Consider the following 20,524-nt stretch of genomic DNA (forward strand, 5'->3'; position numbering starts at 1 on the left):
CCGCCCGGTGAGGCCGGGTAGGAGCGGCTTCAGCCGCGAAGCGATCGCATGTTCACAGCAGATGCACTGAATTTCCTGGCGCTTTCGCGGCTAAAGCCGCTCCCACCACATAACGACTAACTGAACGGTATTTGGGGTTACAGGTCGTTCATGCGCCGCCCTGATAGCGCACGTGGAGCTGAAGGTCGGCAGGCGCGTCGATGGCGGCCAGATATTCAGCCACGCTGATCTCACCGACGCAGGGGCGGGCGCCGGGCGTCGGCTGGTAGCTGTCGGCCAGCTTGCGGGCCAGGGCCACCGAGGCACAGGCGGGAATTTCCTGCCCCTTTTCGCGTGCGGCGTTGAGTTGAATGTCGAGGCGCAGCGGCAACTGGTTGTGATCCACGCCATGCACCTCCAGGTACAGCGCGCTGCGGCCGTCACCGAAGCGTTCGCAGGCCGTGCCCATACGGTGCAGGCGGCGTGCCCAGGGCGCGGGGTCGGCGATCAGTCCCAGGCGCCGCGCCTGGGCCAGCAGGGCAGTGGCCAGGGCGCCGGGCATCAGGCCGGGACCGGCCTTGAACACCAGGTCACGGGCGCCGTAGCGCTCGCCGAACAGGTCCATGTCCGGTACGTCGACGTTGGCCAGCCAGCGCCAGCCCAGGCCCGGCAATTGTCGACGCTGCAGACCCAGCCAGCCGTGCACCGCGTGGGGCTGGCCGCCACGGCGCTGCAGGATCGGTTGGCCGGCGTAGGCCAGTACACCTTCCACGGTGGCCAGGCCGGGCATTTTCGCCGATGAGGAAATGCCGTGTTCGATTCGGTCGATGCGCGCAAAACGCTGGCGCTGTTCATCGAGCAAGGCCGCCGACAGGCTGGGCACCGAACTGCAGCCGCTGAGCACCGCGACGCCGGCGGCCCTGGCTGGAGCATCGAGCACATGGATGCCATTGACGAAGGTGCGGCAGTCGGCCAGGTCGCAATAGTGCACGCCCGCCTCGATGCACTGTTCGGCCACTCGGTACGACTGACCCTGGAATGGCCCGCCGGTGTGGATCACCAGATCGATGCCCAGTTGCCTCAGGGTGTCGGCAAAGCCGGCAGCGTGGGCATCGCCACACCAGGTCTGCAGGGCGAAGCGCTGCGCCAGGTTGGCCAGGCGGGCAGCGTCGCGACCGGCCGCGTACAGCTCGATGCCTTCGACAGCGGCCAGGTGGCGGCACACGATGGTGCCGAAATTGCCGTACCCGCCGATCACCAGAACGCTCAATGACATGCCCGACTCCCTGTGTGGTTCGGGCGCTATTGTGGAGAATCACGCTGGGCGCGCGCAATCGAGCGCTGCGGCCCTGCGTCAGCCGCTGAACGTAAGGTGCGTGCTCATCCAGTCAGATGTACGAGGCACTTCTATCCGTTTGGCCCCGCCTGCCGCATGCCGCGCTTCTAGACTGAACGAGACCCTCGTCAAGGACGACGAGCCAATCGGCAGGTCAGGGCGCATGGCGACACATCTTTTCATCTTGGGTGATGCCGATCAGGTCCGGCACGGTATCGACAGGTTGATGCTGCAGGGGCGGCTGGTCGAGCTGAGAGAGTTGTCCGAGGCCTTGACGCAGGGTATCCATCAGCTTCTCGACGCACTGGAAACGCGCATGGGGGCCGAGGTGCTGATGGGCGGTGGTGATGACCTGCTGGTCCGGGTGCCCCAGCAGGCCTTCTCGCGTTCAGTGATGCTGGAGCTGGCGAAAAACTTCCAGTGCCACACCGGCTGCAGCATCTCCTTCGGCGTGGGGGCCAGGCTGAGCATCGCCTACATCAACCTGCGCCGTGCCAAGGCCGAAAGGCTCGTGGTCTGCTGCCAGGGCTTGCGCATCTAAGCCGCGCCCTTGGCAGGTCAGGTCTGGAACACCAGCAGCCCGGCCTTGAGCGCCTGCGCGTTGCTGCCCAGGGTGGTGGCCGAGTCGTGGATCTCGGTGACGCCCTGGTGGGTGTGCTGGAAGGTCTCGTGCATGCCGCCCAGGCGCCCGGTGATGTCGGTCACCGCGTGCTGGATTTCTTCACTGCTGGCCAGGGCGCGGTCCATGGTTTCGCTGACCTGGCCCATCTGCTGCACCAGGCCGTCGATGACTTCCAGCGTGCCGTCGGAAGCGACGGCCAGGTGACGTGACTGTTCGGCGCTGCTGCCCATGCGCTGGGCAATCTCGCGAATGCCGCCGGTGACGGCGTTGATCACCTGCTGGGCTTCGGTCAGCACGCTCTGGGTCTGGCCGGCCAGCTTGCGCACTTCGTCAGCGACCACCGCGAAGCCGCGTCCCGCTTCGCCGGCGCGGGCAGCTTCGATGGCTGCGTTGAGCGCCAGCAGGTTGGTCTGGTCGGAAATGCTGGCGATCATCTGCAGTACCTGGCCGATCTGCTCGGCCTCGCTGCTCAGGCGACCCAGGTCGCCGGCCAGTTCGATGTTCGCCGAGGTGCTGTGGCGCACGTCGCCGATCAGCCGTTGCAGCTCTTGGTGGGTACGGCTCAGTTCGTGAGTGGCGGATTCCAGGTAGCCGCGTACCGTCGCGGCGAGGTTGGATGACTGCTCGGCGGATTGGCGGATCGACTGGCCATCCTGGCTGATATCGGCCAGTTGACCACCGGCCTGCTGGATACGCTGGGCGATGTCCTCGGCCAGCAGCAGGAAGGTACTGGCCAGGCGCTGGTTGTGATCGGCCATGCCCGAGGCGTCGCCCAGGGTCTGGCGCACGTCCTGCAGCAGTGTGGCCAGGTGGCGGCCCATGTGCCCCAGTTCATCGCCGGTGACCACTGTCACCGTGGTGGACAGGTCGCGCTTCTCGGCGATGTGGTTGAGCTGGCCGGTGAGGTGGTGGATGCCATGCACCAGCGCGCGTGCCGCCAGCCACGACAGCAGCAGGCCGACCAGGAAGGTCGCGGCACCGATCAGCAGCAGGCTGTAGAGGCTCTGGCTGATCGCCAGTTCCAGGGTGGCGAGGGTGATATCGACGCCTATCACATAGGTATTGCCGCTGGCGCTGCGCAGCGGCACGAAGATCGAGCGGAAACTGCCATAGCTGTCGGTGTATTCGTCGAACTGTTCCCGGCCGCTGTGGGCTGCTTCCAGCACGGCCGGGCTGGCATCGGTGTAGTGCTGCAGGTGCTTGGAGTAGCTGTCGTTGGCGATGTCGCTGGCACTGGAGCCATCGGCCAGGTAATACACCTGGTCCTTGTCGTCGACCATCAGGCTGTAGGCGTACTTGAGGCTTACATCGCCGGCATATTCGCCAAGGTTGCGTACTTGTGCCAGGTACTCGCCGGGCTTGAGCCCATCGGCCTGGCGGGCGCGGTCCAGATAGTCGTTGCCCAGCACCCGGGGTACGGCGTAGGCAGCGGTGCGCAGACGGCTGTCGATCTGCGCGCGGATATCCTGGGTCTTGGCGTATTGCGCATAGCTGATGAAAGACACCACGCTGATGAGGTTGACCAGGGTCAGGACCAGCATCAGTTTGGTTTGCAGACGGAAATTACGCAGAGGCATGGCGCAGATTCCAACAGGGGCCCATCGCGGGCTGAACTTTTCAGGCGTTGAGTTGTATTGCCTGACTATTGGAAAGCGTTGATGGCTATTTGCCAATCTTTTTTTGCGTTCAAATCCAGGGGCTTATTCAGAGACGGATCGGTCAGATTCGTCCAGACGCCGGCGCTTGGTCGCCAGTGCCTGTTCCAGGGAAATGTTCGCGCACTCTACGAATAGGCGAGCCAGAGCCTTCAGCGCCCGTTCATGGGCTTCGCTGTTCGACGCCTGAAGTGAGGCAAGGGGGATGTGCGTGGGAAAGGTCTGTGCAACATGCTGGTGCAGCATGTGGATGATTTCGGTGCGCAGGCAAGGCTCGCTTTCCCGCCCGCTAACACGCTTTGCGAAGTCTTCTATGGCCGCTTGAAGTGAAGAAAAGTTGCCGGCTTCGCTCTGATTAATTTCCTTTGAAATCATGAGCTGGTTGCTCCCTGCGGTATCCCGTTATTGAACTTGGGAAATAAATCCTTGTGCATGCATGCTATAGCGTGTAGTGCTATGGCGTGCATTCAAGCGAAAACCCTTTCTTTTGTAAAGGGTGGCGCTATGAAGCTGAGCAAGGCTATTGGTGCCGCACTGAAAGAGATCAGGGAAGCCAAGGGACTGACCCAGGAAGACTTCGTTGGTGTCAGTGGTAGAACCTATCTTTCCGAGATCGAGCGGGGGTTGAAGAGCCCAACCCTGGAGAAGCTCGATCAGCTGGCCACCCGGATGGGCATCCATCCGCTTGAGCTGCTGTTGATCTGCTATGCGAAGCACCAAGGTTTGAGTCGGGAACAAATCGTGGGCTTGCTGGGGACCATGGGACTTGCTGCGGCCGATGAAAAAAGTTGAACAACGAAAGTTCGTGGGCGTTAGTTGCCACGACGGGCGTTCGCCCAACTATCGATTCTTTTTTCTGGTGGGCCGAGTTCTTTTGGAAAACCACCCCATGAAGTGATTTATGCCGCGCGCCGCAAGTTGTTGCGGGGCGGTCGGGAATAATCATCCGCCGGGTCGCAGGCGCGACGACGGGGCGGTATGGGGCAGCGTCGGCACACGACGCCCCCCAGTGGGATGCCCGGCGGCCAGGCTCAGAGTTGCAGAGGCGGCGGCAGTTCGTTTTCGCTGATATTCAGCGGCAGGCGGTCGAGCAATTGATCCACCACGCCCTGGGCCTGCACGATCAGGTGCGAGGAGGCCATCGCCAGGTCACGAGCCGTGCCGTGCAGGTTGTCGCCGCACTCGTAAACGGTGGCGTTGGCGCAGCGCAGCAGGTCGCAGACCTGGGCCAGCTGGGACTCGAAGGTGGTGGGCAGGGGAGGGTCGGGGACGAGTTTTCTGATCATGGTGCTACTCCAGTCATTGATGAAGACCGGCACCATGCGCTGCTAAACGAAGGGTGGCGGCCGTGCGAGGGTTAGCAGACTGGAGACTGGCATCCAGCGCACCCTAAGGTGCCCCGCGCACAGCCACCATAAATGCCAGGCGAAAAAAATCGCCTTATCCAAGGTGGCGTTGCGCGCCAATCGTCTCAGGCTGCTAAACCCGGTCGCTGAATCTGCAGCGACGGCAGGCAGCCTAGTAACCCGAATCGACAGGCGCAAGCGGCCGAGATTCTCTCGGAAAAGTCGCTCAAGAGAAAGGGAGGCGTCCTGCAATCATTTCCCACGGCTGGCGCTGCGGTGTTCGTCGCAGGCGCATGGCGCCACGGCAGGGCGCCGCAAGGGTGAGAGCGAGCAGGCTCGCTCCCCTGGTCGTTTGGCAGACGCTGAGTCGACGCTGGCGGGCGCTGGCCTTTCAGGGGACCGTGAGTGTGATCAGGTAGTTGCCGCGGGTCACAGGCTCGCCCTTGTCGCTGACCAGTGCGTAGTGCTGACTGTATTGGCGGCCCTGCGTGTCACTGGCGATCAGTTTGACCTTTACCGATGGGGCGTTCAGGGCGGCGACATCCATCTGCTGCACATGGATGTCCGGCGGGCGGACCTGTGTCGGGCAGCCGTCCAGGCGCCAGCCGACGGCCGAGGACGACGCCGAGCACGATGCCTCGACGACGCTGCCGCTGAAGCGGAGCGCGCCTTGGCCGACAGGGGGAGCGGCCAGGCACACCGAGGCGAGGCTGGTAAAGGTGGCGAGGCCGAGTCCGAATAGGGTCCATTTCATATGGCTGACTCCTGAAAAAGATCACTCTCCTGGGTATCGGCTCGCCGGGTGATTATCTGAAACGCAACGGGTGCTGGCCGACGGGCTTTTAACCCGGCAGGCTCGTCTGTCGCCTTTCCAGGCCATTACTGTCTGCTTGGCTCGCGCAGGCCGGCCTGGGGCAGTGCTGAGCATCAGGCCCAATACAGTTCGCTCAGGCGCTATGTGGCTCAGTGTGGGCTGGCTGTAGGCCGCACGATGATTTCGCTGACATCGACGTCGGCTGGCTGCTCGATGGCGTAGACCAGCGCCCTGGCGATGGCATCGGCACCTATGGCGATGCGGCGGAAGGCTTTCATTTCTTCGCGGCCGGCTTCATCGGAAATCGAGTCGGCCAGCTCGGATTCGGTCACCCCTGGGCTGACCACCGTGACGCGGATCGTGTCGCTCTCCTGGCGCAAGCCGTCGGAAATGGCGCGTACCGCGTACTTGGTGGCGCAGTACACCGCCGCTGTCGGCGACACGGCATGCGCACCGATCGAGGCGATGTTGATCACCTGGCCATGCCCCTGTGCCTGCATGCCTGGCAGCACGGCGGCGATGCCATGCAGCACACCGCGCACGTTGACGTCGAGCATGCGGTTCCATTCATCGACCTTCAACGAGGCCAGTGGCGACAGGGGCATCACCCCGGCGTTGTTGATGATCACGTCCACCTGGCCATGCTGGTCCTTGGCCAGGGCCACGAACGCCTGCATCGAGGCCAGGTCGGTGACGTCCAGCGCACAGGCGCTGGCCGAGCCACCGGCGCTGCGGATCTCGGCCACCAGGCGCTGCAGACGATCGGTGCGGCGTGCGCCGAGCACGACATGTGCGCCGCGCGCTGCGATCAGCCGGGCAGCCGCTTCCCCGATGCCGCTGCTTGCGCCGGTGATCAATACGACTTTATTTTCGATGTTCGACATGTCCGTTTCTCCTGCTTGAGCATTGAGGTTCAGCGACGCCCAGCGGTCTGGGGCGCTGCTGTCGGGTACGTCGAAAGGTTAAGGGCAGCGGGCGGGCTCTCGCGTGCCAAAACCTGCGCAACACTTGCCTATTCGTGTCTGGGGGCCGTGTAGGGCAGCCGGGCTGGTGTAGCATCGGGACTGGTTGCCATACCGATCAATGAGTCGCTCACGGGCTCTGCTGGCGCAAGCTTGCTCGCGACCAGATCGAGCCCGCAGGAGAGCCTTGAAATGCAGCAAGACGATAGCTTCCTCCAGCAGACCACTGCCCTGTACCGGGCCGAGCTGGTGCGTGCCCTGACCCGACGCTTCACCGCGCCGGGCACCTACGAGACCGCCATCGCGCCCCTGCATGTCATCCGCTGCGATGCGCCTTCGCCGATCATCCACACCGTGCACAAGCCGGCGCTGTGCCTGATCGTGCAAGGCCTGAAGGAAGTGGGCCTGGGAGACGAGCACTACCACTACGACCCGCTCACCTATCTGGTGGTGTCGGTGACCCTGCCGGTCTCCGGGCGGGTGCTGGAGGCCAGCCCCGAAGCGCCGTACCTGTGTATTCGCCTGGATTTCGAACCCGCCGAGATCGCCCAGGTGATCGCCGATACGCCGCCGGCGGCGGTGCCGGACGAGCCTGAGCGGGGGCTGTTTCTGGAACGGATCGATGTGTCGCTGCTGGAAACCATGGTGCGCCTGGTGCGCCTGCTGGATAGCCCACGCGACATCGGCATGCTGGCGCCCCTGGCGCTGCGTGAGCTGCACTACCGCCTGCTGCGCGGCGTGCATGGACGCCGCCTGTACGAGCTGGCCCTGGGTGACTCGCAAAGCCGCAGGGTGACGCGAGCCATCGACTGGTTGAACAGGCACTACACCCAACCGCTGCGCATCGAGGAACTGGCCCGGGTCGCCAACCTTGGCAGTTCTACCCTGCATCATCATTTCAAGGCGGTCACTGCCATGAGCCCGTTGCAGTACCAGAAACAGCTGCGCCTGCAGGAGGCCCGGCGCCTGCTGCTGGCGGAAGGATTGGACGTGGCCAGCGCCTGCTACCGGGTAGGCTACGAGAGCCCGTCGCAGTTCAGTCGTGAGTACAGTCGGCAGTTCGGCTGCCCGCCCTCCAGGGATATCGGTCGGGTTTCGCGGGCCTGAAAAACCACAAACCCCCTTGTCGCCAGGCGAGCAAGGGGGTTGTCGATTGCGCTCAGGCAGCGTGGCGAACCACGCCAGCCGTCAGACGTTGAAGCGGAAGTGCAGCACGTCACCGTCCTTGACGATGTAGTCCTTGCCTTCCAGACGCCATTTGCCGGCTTCCTTGGCGCCGGCTTCACCCTTGTACTGGATGAAGTCGTCATAGGCCACGCACTCGGCGCGGATGAAGCCTTTCTCGAAGTCGGTGTGGATCACGCCAGCGGCCTGTGGCGCGGTGGCGCCGACACGTACGGTCCAGGCGCGCACTTCTTCGACACCGGCGGTGAAGTAGGTCTGCAGGTTGAGCAGTTCGTAACCGGCGCGGATCACGCGGTTCAGGCCCGGCTCTTCCAGGCCCAGGGCCTCGAGGAATTCGTCCTTCTCCTCGCCGTCGTCCAGCTCGGCGATCTCGGCTTCGATCTTGTTGCACACGGCAACCACCACGGCGCCTTCTTCTTCGGCGATGGCCTTGACCACATCCAGGTACGGGTTGTTGTCGACACCGTCTTCGGCAACGTTGGCGATGTACATCACCGGCTTGCTGGTCAGCAGGTGGAAGCCGCGGATGACGGCCTTCTCTTCGGCGCTCATGTTCTTCATCAGGCTGCGCGCGGGCTTGCCTTCGGTGAAGTGGGCGATCAGCTGTTCCAGCAGGGCTTTCTGTGCCACGGCGTCCTTGTCACCGCCCTTGGCGTTGCGCGCGACCTTCTGCACCTGCTTCTCGCAGCTGTCGAGGTCGGCGAAGATCAGTTCCAGGTCGATGATCTCGATGTCGCGCTTGGGGTCGACGCTGTTGGCGACGTGAATCACGTTCTCGTCTTCGAAGCAGCGCACCACGTGGGCGATGGCGTCGGTCTCACGGATGTTGGCCAGGAACTTGTTGCCCAGGCCTTCGCCTTTCGACGCACCGGCTACCAGGCCGGCGATGTCGACGAATTCCATGGTGGTGGGCAGGATGCGCTTGGGATTGACGATCGCAGCCAGGGCCGCGAGGCGCGCGTCGGGCATCGGCACGATACCGCTGTTCGGCTCGATGGTGCAGAAGGGAAAGTTTTCTGCCGCGATACCGGATTTGGTCAGCGCGTTGAACAGGGTGGACTTGCCGACGTTAGGCAGGCCGACGATGCCGCAGTTGAATCCCATGGTGTTCCCCTCAAGTCGTGTCAGGCCTTCTGGCTGTGCAGGGTGCGCATCGCGCGGCTCCAGTCGCCGGCGAGAATGTCCGGCAGCACGCCGAGGGCAAAGTCGATACTGGCTTCGAGCTTTTCCTGTTCGGCGCGCGGTGCGCGGCCGAGGACGAAGCCCGAAACCTTGCTCGCATCACCCGGGTGGCCGATGCCGAGCCGCAGGCGATGGAACGTGTTCTGGTTGGCCATTTGCGCAATGATGTCGCGCAGGCCGTTGTGCCCGCCATGGCCGCCGCCGGTCTTGAGCTTGGCGACGCCGGGTGGCAGGTCGAGTTCGTCGTGGGCCACCAGGATCTCGTCGATACCGATACGGTAGAAGCCGGCGAGCGCCGCCACGGCTTGGCCGCTGCGGTTCATGTAGGTGGTGGGAATCAGCAGACGAACGTCCTGACCCTGGTGCGTGAAGCGCCCGGTCAGGCCGAAGAATTTGCGCTCGGCGGCGAGATTGACCCGCTGCGCCGCAGCAATACGCTCAACGAAAAAAGCCCCTGCGTTATGCCGGGTCTGTTCGTATTCAGCGCCTGGATTTCCCAGGCCGACGATCAGTTTGATGGCACTCACTGCAGGGGCTTCCTTCTCGTTGTGGATAACATCGCCGCCCGAAGGCGGCTGTGGACAAAAAGAGCTGATTACCGGTGTAAACGCTACGATTCTGTCACGATGTCATTTCAACGTGCGTTACCGGGTAATGAAATTACTCGGCAGCGCCTTCTTCAGCTTCGGCCGACACGCGTGGAGCGTGAACGTTGGCGATAGCCAGGTCGGTACCGTGAGCCAGTGCGACGAACTCAACGCCTTTTGGCGCCTTGAGGTCGGACAGGTGGATGGTGGTACCGATTTCGGCGTTGCCCAGGTCGACTTCGATGAACTCAGGCAGGTCTTTCGGCAGGCAGGACACTTCCAGCTCGGTGGTAGTGTGGGAAACTTCGCCGCCTTTCTTGACTGGCAGTTCTTCGTTCAGGAAGTGAACCGGAACGGTAGCGGTCAGCTTCTGGCCAGCAACGACGCGGATGAAGTCAGCGTGCAGAACGTGACCCTTGGATGGGTGACGCTGCAGGGCCTTGATGATCACGTCTTGTTTCTTGCCACCGACGTTCAGAGCGATCACGTGAGCGAAAGCCGCTTCGTTCTCGATCAGTTTGGCCAGTTCTTTTGCCAGGATGCTGATCGACTCAGGGGCTTTGTCAGCACCGTAGACAACAGCAGGAACCAGGCTGGCGATACGACGCAGGCGGCGGCTCGCACCTTTCCCCAGGTCGGAACGCACTTCAGCATTCAGATTGAAATCAGTCATTTCGTTTCTCCAAAGTAGCCAATCGTCCTGTGCTTGCGACCAGCGACAGGCGATATGGGCAAAAAAGCCCCGCCTTGGCCGATGGACCAGGGCGGGGCGCTTTTCGTCGACGCGTTGCAGGCTGTGGGCAGGGCCCTCAGCGGAACATCGCGCTGATCGATTCTTCGTTGCTGATGCGGCGGACCGCTTCGGCGACTACCGGCGCGATATCCAGTTGGCGGATACGGCTGCAGGCTTGTGCTGCGGCAGACAACGGGATGGTGTTGGTCACCACCAGTTCGTCGAGCACGGAATTTTCGATGTTCTCGATGGCCCGGCCCGACAGCACAGGGTGTGTGCAGTAGGCGAATACCTTGGCCGCGCCATGCTCTTTCAGAGCCTTGGCCGCATGGCACAGGGTACCGGCGGTATCGACCATGTCGTCGACGAGGATGCAGGTGCGTCCTTCGACGTCGCCGATGATGTGCATCACTTCGGAGTGATTGGCCTTCTCACGGCGTTTGTCGATGATGCCGAGATCGACACCCAGGGACTTGGCGACGGCGCGTGCACGCACAACACCACCGATGTCCGGGGAGACGATCATCAGGTTCTCGAAGCGCTGGTCTTCGATGTCGTCGACCAGTACGGGCGAGCCGTAGATGTTGTCGACGGGGATATCGAAGAAACCCTGGATCTGGTCGGCATGCAGGTCAACGGTCAGTACACGGTCGATGCCCACCACGGTGAGCATGTCGGCGACGACCTTGGCGCTGATGGCCACGCGTGCGGAACGCGGACGGCGATCCTGGCGGGCATAACCAAAGTAGGGGATCACAGCAGTGATACGGGATGCTGAGGAGCGGCGGAAGGCGTCGGCCATCACTACCAGTTCCATCAGGTTATCGTTGGTCGGAGCGCAAGTAGGCTGGATGATGAAGACGTCCTTACCGCGAACGTTTTCATTGATCTCAGTGCTGATTTCGCCGTCGGAGAACTTACCGACAGAGACGTCACCCAGTGGGATATGCAGCTGACGTACTACACGCCGAGCCAGATCGGGGTTGGCATTCCCCGTAAAGACCATCATCTTGGACACGCGCAGTACCTGGAGGCTGAGAGTAACCTGGATGAGTATAGAGAAAATGGCAGGGGCGGCTGGATTCGAACCAACGCATGGCAGGATCAAAACCTGCTGCCTTACCGCTTGGCGACGCCCCTGTGGCGATGATGCTACGAGTGCCTGGCACTCGGTTCCAGTTACAGGCTATGAAGCTTGCGGTGCAACATCGAAACGTTGCTGCCTTTTGCTACAAACCCTGCGAAGGTATCTGGAAGAAGGGCCGAGACTTTATCAGCTTCAGCTTTGCTTGGGAAGGCCCCAAACACACAACCTCCGGTTCCAGTCAGTTTGGCTTCGGTAAATTTACCTAGCCATTTCAAGGCGTTATGCACTTCTGGATAACGTCTTTCCACTACTGCCTGGCAGTCATTTCGACCGTTTCCCTCGGGAACGGGGCGCACTTTAATGGGCTTGCTATCACGTGTCAACAACGGATCTGAAAATATTTCCGCTGTACTTACAGACACTTGAGGGACCACCACCAGATACCAGGGCTCCGGGGGTTCCACGGGGGTAAGGATTTCGCCCACGCCTTCGGCGAATGCTGCGCGCCCGCGCACGAAGACCGGCACGTCGGCGCCCAGTCCCAGGCCCAGCCCGGCCAGGCGATCTTCGTCCCAGCCCAGCTGCCAGAGGTGGTTGAGTGCCAGAAGGGTGGTGGCGGCGTCCGAGCTGCCGCCGCCGATGCCGCCGCCCATGGGCAGGCGCTTGTCCAGCCAGATGTCGACGCCCAGTGCACAGCCGGATTCGACCTGCAGGGCGCGGGCCGCGCGCACGATCAGGTTGCTGTCGTGCGGCACGCCGACGATCTCGGTGTTGAGCACGATGCGCCCGTCGTCACGTACGGCGTAACCCAGCTCGTCACCATGGTCGACGAACTGGAACAGGGTCTGCAGCTGGTGGTAGCCGTCGGCGCGCCGGCCGAGGATGTGCAGCATCAGGTTCAGCTTGGCCGGAGCGGGCAGCCGCAGTGATGCGAGATGCATGTTCATTGCCCCAGCTTGCGTGGCTGCCAGTCCTTGACCACCAGGGTCACGTCCAGGTCCTGGCCATGCAGCTTGACCCGCTCGGGCAGCCAGAAGCCGTTCTGCTGCACATAGCTGAGGTATTCGACCTTCCAGCCGTCCTGTTCCAGGGTGGCCAGGCGGCTGTCGTCATCCAGGACCAGGCTGCTCTTGGTGTCCGGGGCCGGCAGGCCGCGGACCCACCAGACCAGGTGCGAAACCGGCAGCTTCCAGCCCAGCTGTTCTTCCAGCAGGCTTTCCGGCGTGGCGGCTTCATAGCGGCCCTGATTGGCCACCTCCAGGTTGACGCTGCCGGGGCGGCCGGTCAGGCGCGCCGCACCACGGCCCAGCGGGCCGGACAGGCGGATGTCGTAGTAATCCTGGCGTTGCAGCCAGAAGAGGGTGCCGCTGCCGGAGTCCTTGGGGGCGCGGATGCCGACCTTGCCGTCGATCTGCCAGCCGTCGAGGCTGGTCAGTTGCTGCTTGTGGAGGCGCCACTGGGCCGGGTCGCCCTTGCCTTGCAGGGCTTCGCGGGAACCGATGCCGGCACAGCCGGCGAGCAGGGCGATGAAACTGAATACGACGAGATTGCGTAGGAACATGGAATTACAACTTCTCTGAACCGGTCAGGCGCTGCACGGTGCTGCGCAGTACGGGGCTGTCGGGTTGGTCTTCGAGGGCTTTGGCCCATACCTGGCGGGCTTCGCGCTCCTTGCCTCTGGCCCAGAGCACTTCGCCCAGGTGGGCCGCCACTTCGTGGTCGGGGAAGCGCTGCAGGGCCTCGCGCAGCAGGCGCTCGGCCTCTTCGAGGTTGCCCATGCGGAAATTCACCCAGCCCAGGCTGTCGAGCACGGCCGGGTCGTCGGGAGTGATCTGGTGGGCCTTCTCGATCAGCTCGCGGGCTTCGGCATAGCGGGTGGTACGGTCAGCCAGCGTATAGCCCAGGGCATTGAGGGCCATGGCGTTTTCCGGGTCGCGCTTGAGAATGGCGCGCAGGTCGGTTTCCATCTGCGCCAGGTTGTCACGCTTCTCGGCCAGCATGGCGCGGGTGTACAGCAGGTTGAGGTCGTCCGGGTACTGCTTGAGCGCGCTGCCCAGCACTTGCCAGCCACGCTCGGGGTGGTCGTTGGCGGTCAGCGTCTCGGCTTCGATCAGGTACAGCTGGATGGCGTAGTCGGGCTGGTTGTCGCGGGCCTCCTTGAGGCGCCGCGAGGCTTCGGCAGCGTTGCCGTTGCTGATCAGGATGTCGGCCTGGCGCAGCTGGGCCGGCAGGAAGTCCTGGCCGGGACCGACCTGGGCGTATTCGTCCAGGGCGCTCTGCGGATCGTCGCGCTCTTCGAAGATGCGCCCCAGGTTCAGGTGCGCGGTGTCGACGTGGGCTTCACGCGCCACCAGTTCTTCGAGATAGCCGGCGGCTTCGTCCCAGGCCTTGGCTTCAAGACAGACCAGGGCCAGCGACAGGCGCAGGTCGTCATCGTCAGGGTACTGTTGCAGCAGGTTGGCGAACTGCACCTTGGCATCGTTCATGCGGTTCTGTTCGACCAGCATGCGTGCGTAGGTCAGGCGCAGGCGCTTGTCCTCGGGGTATTTCTTGAGGCTCTTCTCCAGGATGGACAGGCCTTCCTTGCCGCGCCCGAGGCTCTGTAGCAGGCGGGTGCGCAGCAGGATCGGGGCGATCTCGCCGTCTTTCGGCGGGTTGTCCTCGAGCAGCTTCAGGGAGGCTTCGGATTCGCCATTCTGCTGCAGCAGCAGGGCCTTGCCGAAGATCAGCTGGCCATTGCTGGGGTACTTGGCCAGCAGGCGGTCGAAGCTCTTGATCAGGGCGGTGCGGGTGTCGGTGTCGGTTTCCGCGGCCGCCAGGGCGAGGAAGTCGAAGTGCGTATCGCCCTGACCCTGCAGGACCCGCTCCATGTAGCGCATGGAGTCGTCGTAGCGACCGGCACGGGCCAGCTGGATGGCCGCGGCGCGCTGCGACTCCAGGTTGCTCGGGTCGTTGCGTGCCCAGATCAGCGCGGTGTCCAGCGCCGCTTCATCGGCGCCGACGTATTCGGCGATACGGAAAGCCCGCTCGGAGACGCCCGGGTCCTGGGTGCTGACCGCCTGGGTCACGTAGTTGTCCAGGGCAATGTCGAAGCGGTTGCGTTGCCCCGCCAGCTCAGCGACCAGCAGGCTGTACAGCGTGTCCTGGGTGAACGAACCGTACACCGTCGGCTGTTCTTTCGGTGTCGGGGTCGGTTCTTTCTGGGCCTGCGCCGAGGACGAGTCGACCGGCGCCATGGACTGGCAGCCGCCGAGCAACACGAGGGCGAGGAACAACGCGGAGGATTTATTCATAGATCAGAGAGGCGGCTTACCTGCGGTTTGGAGCATCATGACACAAGGCTGGCGGCAAAACCCACCGCCCCTGTAAAAACAGGCCTGGCCCGGGCGATGCCATCATCCTGGGGGCCAATGGCCGTCATTCTAGTCGGACAATAAGAAGCGGTGGTTGTTCTAAACCTATCGAAGTAGGACAATTGTCGGCTTCACGTCACAACCAGCGACCCTGAATGGCCTTCCTTGCACTTGGTATCAACCATAAGACTGCCTCGGTAGACGTGCGCGAGCGCGTGGCGTTCACGCCTGAGCAACTGGTTGAAGCCCTGCAGCAGCTCTGCCGCCTGACCGACAGCCGCGAAGCGGCGATCCTGTCGACCTGCAACCGCAGTGAACTGTACATCGAACACGATCACCTGGGGGCCGATGCGGTACTCGCCTGGCTGGCCGATTACCACCGGCTGGACCTTGACGAGCTGCGCGCCAGTGCCTATGTGCACCAGGAAGATGAAGCCGTGCGGCACATGATGCGCGTGGCCTCCGGCCTCGACTCGCTGGTGCTGGGCGAGCCGCAGATCCTCGGGCAGATGAAGTCCGCCTATGCCGTGGCCCGCGAGGCCGGTACGGTGGGGCCATTGCTCGGCCGCCTATTCCAGGCCACCTTCAGTGCCGCCAAGCAGGTGCGCACCGACACCGCCATCGGCGAGAACCCGGTCTCGGTGGCCTTTGCCGCGGTCAGCCTGGCCAAGCAGATCTTCAGCGACCTGCAACGCAGCCAGGCGCTGCTGATCGGCGCCGGCGAGACCATCACCCTGGTCGCCCGCCACTTGCGTGACCTGGGCGTGCGGCGCATCGTGGTCGCCAATCGCACCCTGGAGCGCGCCAGCGTCCTGGCGGCCGAGTTCGGCGCCCATGCGGTGCTGCTCTCGGACATTCCGGCCGAGCTGGTCAACAGTGACATCGTCATCAGTTCCACCGCCAGCCAGTTGCCGATCCTCGGCAAGGGCGCGGTGGAAAGCGCGCTGAAACTGCGCAAGCACAAGCCGATCTTCATGGTCGACATCGCCGTGCCGCGGGATATCGAGGCGCAGGTCGGCGAGCTTGACGACGTCTACCTTTACACCGTCGACGATCTGCACGAGGTGGTCGCGGAAAACCTCAAGTCGCGCCAGGGTGCCGCGCTGGCGGCCGAAGCGCTGGTCGAGGCGGGGACTGCGGAATTCATGTCGCGCCTGCGCGAACTGGCGGCGGTGGATGTGCTCAAGGCCTACCGCCAGCAGAGCGAGCGCCTGCGCGACGAAGAACTGGGCAAGGCGCTGCGCCTGCTCGCCAACGGCGGCAATCCCGAGGAAGTCCTCGTGCAGCTGGCCCGTGGCCTGACCAACAAACTGCTGCACGCCCCCAGCGTGCAACTCAAGAAGCTGTCCGCCGAAGGCCGCGTCGATGCGCTGGCCATGGCCCAGGAACTATTCGCCCTCGGTGAGGGCCAGACGGATAAATCCCCGCAATGAAAGCTTCACTGCTCAACAAGCTGGACGTGCTCAACGACCGTTTCGAGGAACTGACCGCGCTGCTGGGCGACGCGGAAGTGATCAGCGACCAGACCAGATTCCGTGCCTACTCGCGTGAATACGCCGAGGTCGAGCCGGTGATCGAAGCCTACAAGCAGCGCGTGAAGGTGCTTGCCGACCTGGAGGGCGCCCAGGCGCTGCTCAAGGACAGCGACCCGGACCTGCGCGAAATGGCCGCCGAGGAAGTGCGCGAGGGCAAGCAGCAACTGCTGGACCTCGAAGCCCAGTTGCAGCGCATGCTGCTGCCTAAGGACCCCAACGACGGTCGCAACGTGTTCCTGGAAATTCGTGCCGGGACCGGCGGCGACGAGGCGGCGATTTTCTCCGGCGACCTGTTCCGCATGTACTCGCGCTACGCCGAGCGGCGCGGCTGGCGGGTCGAGGTGCTGTCCGAGAACGAAGGCGAGCACGGCGGCTACAAGGAAATCATCGCCCGGGTCGAAGGCGAGAGCGTCTACGGCAAGCTCAAGTTCGAGTCCGGCGCGCATCGCGTGCAGCGCGTACCGGAAACCGAATCCCAGGGGCGCATCCACACCTCGGCCTGCACCGTGGCGGTGCTGGCCGAGCCGGACGAGCAGCAGGCCATCGAAATCAATCCGGCGGAACTGCGCATCGATACCTACCGTGCTTCGGGAGCCGGTGGTCAGCACGTCAACAAGACCGACTCGGCGATCCGTATCACGCACTTGCCGACCGGTATCGTGGTCGAGTGCCAGGAAGAACGTTCGCAGCACAAGAACCGCGCCCGTGCGATGTCCTGGCTGTCTGCCAAGCTCAACGACATGCAGGCCAGTGCGGCAGCGAACGCCATCGCCAGCGAGCGCAAGCTGCTGGTGGGCTCCGGCGACCGTTCCGAGCGCATTCGTACCTACAACTATCCGCAAGGGCGGGTCACCGATCACCGCATCAACCTGACCCTCTATTCTCTGGATGAAGTGCTCGCCGGTGGTGTCGACGCAGTGATCGAACCGCTGCTCGCCGAATACCAGGCAGACCAACTCGCGGCACTGGGTGAATAAATGACCATCATCGCCAGCTTGCTCAGAAGCGCTGAACTTCCCGATTCACCCACCGCGCGCCTGGACGCCGAGTTGCTGCTCGCCGCCGCGCTGGGCAAACCCCGCAGCTTTCTGCACACCTGGCCAGAGCGCATCGTCAGTACCGAGGCGGCTCAGGCCTTCGCCGGCTTCCTGGAGCGGCGCCGCACCGGCGAGCCGGTGGCCTACATCCTGGGCCAGCAGGGCTTCTGGAAGCTCGACCTTGAAGTGGCGCCCCACACCCTGATTCCGCGTCCGGAAACCGAAATGCTGGTCGAGGCGGCGCTGGAGCTGATCCCCGGCTTCGCGGCGGTCCGCGTACTGGACCTGGGCACCGGCAGCGGTGCCATTGCCCTGGCCCTGGCCAATGAGAAGCGCAACTGGACGGTGACGGCGGTAGACCGCGTGCCGGAAGCCGTGGAACTGGCCGAGCGCAATCGCCAGCGCCTGCACTTGGACAACGCGCGCGTCTTGCAGAGCCACTGGTTCGAAGCCCTGGCCGGTGAGCGCTTCGACCTGATCCTCAGCAACCCGCCTTATATAGCGGCCAGCGACCCGCACCTGAGCCAGGGCGATGTGCGTTTCGAACCCAGCAGCGCGCTGGTGTCCGGTGCCGACGGCCTGGACGACCTGCGGGTGATCATCGCCGGGGCACTGGAGCATCTTGAACCCGGTGGCTGGCTGATGCTCGAACACGGCTACGACCAGGGCGCGGCCGTGCGCGAGCTGCTGGTGCAGCACGGTTACCAGCGTGTGCAGACCCGCCGCGACCTGGGCGAGCACGAGCGCATCAGCTTCGGGTGCCTGCCGTGCTGAACGACGAGGAACTGCTGCGCTACAGCCGGCAGATTCTGCTGCAACAGATCGACATCGACGGGCAACTGCGCCTGCAGGCCAGCCGCGTGCTGATCGTCGGGGTCGGCGGCCTGGGCTCGCCGGTGGCCTTGTACCTGGCCGCTGCGGGCGTCGGCGAACTGCACCTGGCCGATTTCGACCAGGTCGACCTGACCAACCTGCAGCGCCAGGTGGTGCACGACAGCGCCAGCGTCGGTCAGCCGAAGGTCGACTCGGCGATGAGCCGCCTGGCAGCCCTGAACCCACTGGTGCGCGTGGTGCCGCATCGCCAGGCCCTGGATAGCGATTCCCTGGCCGCCGCGGTCGCGGCAGTCGACCTGGTGCTGGATTGCTGCGACAACTTCTCCACCCGCGAAGCGGTCAACGCGGCCTGTTTCGCAGCAGGCAAGCCGTTGGTCAGCGGTGCGGCGATTCGTCTGGAAGGTCAGCTGTCGGTGTTCGACCCACGTCGCGCCGACAGCCCTTGCTATCACTGCCTCTATGGGCACGGCAGCGATGCCGAACTGACCTGCAGCGAAGCCGGCGTGGTTGGTCCGCTGGTCGGTCTGGTGGGCAGCCTGCAGGCGCTGGAGGCCTTGAAGCTGCTGGCCGGGTTCGGTGAACCCATGGTCGGCCGGTTGTTGCTGATCGATGCCCTGGGCACGCGCTTTCGTGAACTCAAGGTCCGCCGTGACCCGGCCTGTGAGGTATGTGGTGCATGAATGACGTGCACATGAGCCATGGGGCCGAGGCGCCGGTGGCGGTGTTCGATTCCGGGGTCGGCGGCCTGTCGGTGCTGGCCGAGATCCGTGACCTGCTGCCTGCCGAGTCGCTGTATTACCTGGCCGACGCCGGGCACGTGCCCTATGGCGAAAAAAGCCCGGCGTTCATCGTCCAGCGCTGCCTGACGATTGCCGAGTTTTTCCACGCCCAGGGTGCCAAGGCCCTGGTGCTGGCTTGCAACACCGCGACAGCCGCAGCGGCGGCCGTGCTGCGTGAACGCTACCCGGACTGGCCGCTAGTGGCCATGGAGCCGGCAGTCAAGCCGGCCGCCGCTGCCACGCGCAGTGGCGTGGTGGGCGTGCTGGCCACCACCGGCACCTTGCAGAGCGCGCGCTTCGCGGCACTGCTCGACCGTTTCGCCGCCGATGTGCGAGTGGTCACCCAACCTTGCCCAGGCCTGGTGGAGCTGATCGAGACCGGCGACCTGCAAGGCCCGGCCATCACCCGGATGTTGCAGGGCTATGTGCAGCCCTTGCTGGCCGAAGGCTGCGACACGCTGATTCTGGGCTGTACCCACTACCCATTTCTCAAGCCCCTGTTGCGCCAGATGCTGCCCCCAGGCATCAGTCTGATCGACACCGGTGCCGCGGTAGCCCGCCAGTTAGAGCGTCTGCTGGCTCAGCGCGAGCTGCTGGCGCAGGGGCCAGCCCGCCAGACGCAGTTCTGGACAAGTGGCGATCCGGACAATTTAGGAAAAATCCTACCAACGCTGTGGAAAAGTTCTGACAGTGTGCGAAGCTTCGTCTTGTAAAAAAAACGTGAAAGCCTGTTCAAGGGGATGAACTATCGTTCACTCGAAGATTTCTATAACGGGTCTGGTTCGCTTTAAAACTATAAACGGCGGGATTATCTAGGAATGTTTCGAATGAAACGACTTTTTTGCGTGGCTGCACTGGCAGCTGCCGCGATGGGGCAGGTAGCGGTCGCTCAGGCCGATGGCATCGAGTTTTCCGTGGGGCACACCAGCCAGTCGACCATGACCTACCGTCTGGGCGCGCAGTTCGACTGGGACAAGAGCTGGCTGCAAAGTGATGTCGGTCGTCTGACCGGCTACTGGGACGCCGCCTACACCTACTGGGACAGCGACAACTTCAAGGACAATCATTCCCTGTCGTTCTCGCCCGTGTTCGTCTACGAGTTCGCCGGCAACAGCGTCAAGCCGTACATCGAGGCGGGTATCGGCATCTCGGCGTTCTCCAACACCCAGGTGGAAGACAACAAGCTGGGCAGCTCCTTCAACTTCGAAGACCGTATCGGTTTCGGCCTGCGCTTCCCTGGCGGCCACGAAGTGGGCATCCGCGCCACGCACTATTCCAACGCTGGCCTGAAAGAGCCGAACGACGGCATCGAAAGCTACGCGCTGCACTACAAGCTGCCGTTCTGACGGTTAAGCTCAATACTGTTCGCTTAAGCGACATGTGGCCCGGTGGGAGCGGCTTTAGCCGCGAAAGCCCAGGAAATTCACTGCATCTGTTGTGAATATGCGGTCAGCTTCGCGGCTGAAGCCGCTCCTACCCGGCCTAACTGACCAGTATT

The 20,524-nt window shown here is 63.5% G+C and carries 22 protein-coding genes and 1 tRNA gene; 9 read left to right on the plus strand and 14 right to left on the minus strand.

Going from position 1 to position 20,524, the window contains the following annotated elements; genetic code table 11:
- Positions 1-148 precede the first annotated feature (148 nt).
- Positions 149-1,255, minus strand: coding sequence for a saccharopine dehydrogenase family protein (locus RRX38_RS20485; protein WP_315960462.1), 1,107 nt, complete (start codon positions 1,253-1,255; stop codon positions 149-151).
- A 223-nt stretch (positions 1,256-1,478) separates the two neighbouring features.
- Between RRX38_RS20485 and RRX38_RS20490 the strand changes: the two genes are divergently transcribed.
- On the plus strand, positions 1,479-1,856 hold the full coding sequence (locus tag RRX38_RS20490) for a hypothetical protein (RefSeq protein WP_315960463.1): 378 nt from the start codon (positions 1,479-1,481) through the stop codon (positions 1,854-1,856).
- A gap of 17 nt (positions 1,857-1,873) precedes the next feature.
- Here RRX38_RS20490 and RRX38_RS20495 read toward each other — a convergent pair whose 3' ends face one another.
- Both RRX38_RS20495 and RRX38_RS20500 read right to left on the minus strand, forming a co-directional pair.
- Positions 1,874-3,514, minus strand: coding sequence for a methyl-accepting chemotaxis protein (locus RRX38_RS20495; protein ID WP_315960464.1), 1,641 nt, complete (start codon positions 3,512-3,514; stop codon positions 1,874-1,876).
- Positions 3,515-3,637: 123 nt separating this feature from the next.
- Complete coding sequence (locus RRX38_RS20500; protein ID WP_315960465.1) at positions 3,638-3,967, minus strand: hypothetical protein; 330 nt, start codon at positions 3,965-3,967, stop codon at positions 3,638-3,640.
- A gap of 129 nt (positions 3,968-4,096) precedes the next feature.
- Between RRX38_RS20500 and RRX38_RS20505 the strand changes: the two genes are divergently transcribed.
- Complete coding sequence (locus tag RRX38_RS20505; RefSeq protein ID WP_315960466.1) at positions 4,097-4,384, plus strand: helix-turn-helix transcriptional regulator; 288 nt, start codon at positions 4,097-4,099, stop codon at positions 4,382-4,384.
- Positions 4,385-4,623: 239 nt separating this feature from the next.
- Here the strand turns inward: RRX38_RS20505 and RRX38_RS20510 are convergent, their stop codons facing one another.
- The 3 genes from RRX38_RS20510 to RRX38_RS20520 all read right to left on the minus strand — a co-directional run bounded on the left by RRX38_RS20510 (position 4,624) and on the right by RRX38_RS20520 (position 6,636).
- Positions 4,624-4,878, minus strand: a complete 255-nt coding sequence (locus RRX38_RS20510) for a DUF6124 family protein (RefSeq protein WP_315960467.1) — start codon at positions 4,876-4,878, stop codon at positions 4,624-4,626.
- 451 nt (positions 4,879-5,329) lie between these two features.
- On the minus strand, positions 5,330-5,692 hold the full coding sequence (locus RRX38_RS20515; protein ID WP_315960468.1) for a type 1 fimbrial protein: 363 nt from the start codon (positions 5,690-5,692) through the stop codon (positions 5,330-5,332).
- Between the two features lie 209 nt (positions 5,693-5,901).
- The gene (locus tag RRX38_RS20520) at positions 5,902-6,636 is read right to left on the minus strand and encodes an SDR family oxidoreductase (RefSeq protein ID WP_315960469.1); all 735 of its coding nucleotides are present in this window, start codon (positions 6,634-6,636) and stop codon (positions 5,902-5,904) included.
- Positions 6,637-6,906: 270 nt separating this feature from the next.
- Here RRX38_RS20520 and RRX38_RS20525 point away from each other — a divergent pair, with 270 nt between their 5' ends.
- Complete coding sequence (locus RRX38_RS20525; RefSeq protein ID WP_315960470.1) at positions 6,907-7,821, plus strand: AraC family transcriptional regulator; 915 nt, start codon at positions 6,907-6,909, stop codon at positions 7,819-7,821.
- 81 nt (positions 7,822-7,902) lie between these two features.
- On the opposite strand, the gene ychF is transcribed toward RRX38_RS20525, so the two are convergent.
- The 8 genes from ychF to RRX38_RS20565 form a co-directional block, all read right to left on the minus strand.
- A complete protein-coding gene (ychF, locus tag RRX38_RS20530) occupies positions 7,903-9,003 on the minus strand; it encodes a redox-regulated ATPase YchF (protein WP_315960471.1) in 1,101 nt (366 codons plus the stop codon).
- Between the two features lie 20 nt (positions 9,004-9,023).
- Positions 9,024-9,608 carry an aminoacyl-tRNA hydrolase gene (gene pth / locus RRX38_RS20535; RefSeq protein WP_295471550.1) on the minus strand — a complete coding sequence of 195 codons (585 nt, stop codon included), beginning with the start codon at positions 9,606-9,608 and terminating at the stop codon, positions 9,024-9,026.
- 133 nt (positions 9,609-9,741) lie between these two features.
- The gene (locus RRX38_RS20540) at positions 9,742-10,341 is read right to left on the minus strand and encodes a 50S ribosomal protein L25/general stress protein Ctc (RefSeq protein ID WP_315960472.1); all 600 of its coding nucleotides are present in this window, start codon (positions 10,339-10,341) and stop codon (positions 9,742-9,744) included.
- A gap of 136 nt (positions 10,342-10,477) precedes the next feature.
- Positions 10,478-11,419, minus strand: a complete 942-nt coding sequence (locus RRX38_RS20545) for a ribose-phosphate pyrophosphokinase (RefSeq protein ID WP_002552145.1) — start codon at positions 11,417-11,419, stop codon at positions 10,478-10,480.
- 47 nt (positions 11,420-11,466) lie between these two features.
- Positions 11,467-11,541, minus strand: a tRNA-Gln gene (locus RRX38_RS20550).
- Positions 11,542-11,580: 39 nt separating this feature from the next.
- Positions 11,581-12,429, minus strand: coding sequence for a 4-(cytidine 5'-diphospho)-2-C-methyl-D-erythritol kinase (ispE, locus tag RRX38_RS20555; RefSeq protein ID WP_410524922.1), 849 nt, complete (start codon positions 12,427-12,429; stop codon positions 11,581-11,583).
- A gap of 2 nt (positions 12,430-12,431) precedes the next feature.
- A complete protein-coding gene (gene lolB / locus RRX38_RS20560; RefSeq protein ID WP_295471527.1) occupies positions 12,432-13,049 on the minus strand; it encodes a lipoprotein insertase outer membrane protein LolB in 618 nt (205 codons plus the stop codon).
- A 4-nt stretch (positions 13,050-13,053) separates the two neighbouring features.
- Positions 13,054-14,781 (minus strand): tetratricopeptide repeat protein, encoded by a 1,728-nt coding sequence (locus RRX38_RS20565; RefSeq protein WP_315960475.1) that lies wholly within the window; start codon positions 14,779-14,781, stop codon positions 13,054-13,056.
- A 215-nt stretch (positions 14,782-14,996) separates the two neighbouring features.
- Here RRX38_RS20565 and hemA point away from each other — a divergent pair, with 215 nt between their 5' ends.
- From hemA to RRX38_RS20595, 6 genes are all read left to right on the plus strand, one after another.
- On the plus strand, positions 14,997-16,274 hold the full coding sequence (gene hemA, locus RRX38_RS20570) for a glutamyl-tRNA reductase (RefSeq protein ID WP_315960477.1): 1,278 nt from the start codon (positions 14,997-14,999) through the stop codon (positions 16,272-16,274).
- On the plus strand, positions 16,271-17,353 hold the full coding sequence (gene prfA, locus RRX38_RS20575; RefSeq protein WP_315960478.1) for a peptide chain release factor 1: 1,083 nt from the start codon (positions 16,271-16,273) through the stop codon (positions 17,351-17,353). The genes hemA and prfA overlap by 4 nt, the downstream gene beginning before the upstream one ends.
- The gene (gene prmC, locus RRX38_RS20580) at positions 17,354-18,187 is read left to right on the plus strand and encodes a peptide chain release factor N(5)-glutamine methyltransferase (RefSeq protein ID WP_295471519.1); all 834 of its coding nucleotides are present in this window, start codon (positions 17,354-17,356) and stop codon (positions 18,185-18,187) included.
- Positions 18,181-18,927, plus strand: a complete 747-nt coding sequence (locus RRX38_RS20585; protein WP_315960479.1) for a molybdopterin-synthase adenylyltransferase MoeB — start codon at positions 18,181-18,183, stop codon at positions 18,925-18,927. Before prmC ends, RRX38_RS20585 begins: the two co-directional genes overlap by 7 nt.
- Positions 18,924-19,739 (plus strand): glutamate racemase, encoded by an 816-nt coding sequence (gene murI, locus RRX38_RS20590; RefSeq protein WP_315960480.1) that lies wholly within the window; start codon positions 18,924-18,926, stop codon positions 19,737-19,739. The genes RRX38_RS20585 and murI overlap by 4 nt, the downstream gene beginning before the upstream one ends.
- Before the next feature lie 114 nt (positions 19,740-19,853).
- On the plus strand, positions 19,854-20,372 hold the full coding sequence (locus tag RRX38_RS20595; protein WP_315960481.1) for an acyloxyacyl hydrolase: 519 nt from the start codon (positions 19,854-19,856) through the stop codon (positions 20,370-20,372).
- The last annotated feature ends 152 nt before the right edge of the window (positions 20,373-20,524 follow it).

Source organism: Pseudomonas sp. DTU_2021_1001937_2_SI_NGA_ILE_001, assembly GCF_032463525.1.
GTDB lineage: Bacteria > Pseudomonadota > Gammaproteobacteria > Pseudomonadales > Pseudomonadaceae > Aquipseudomonas.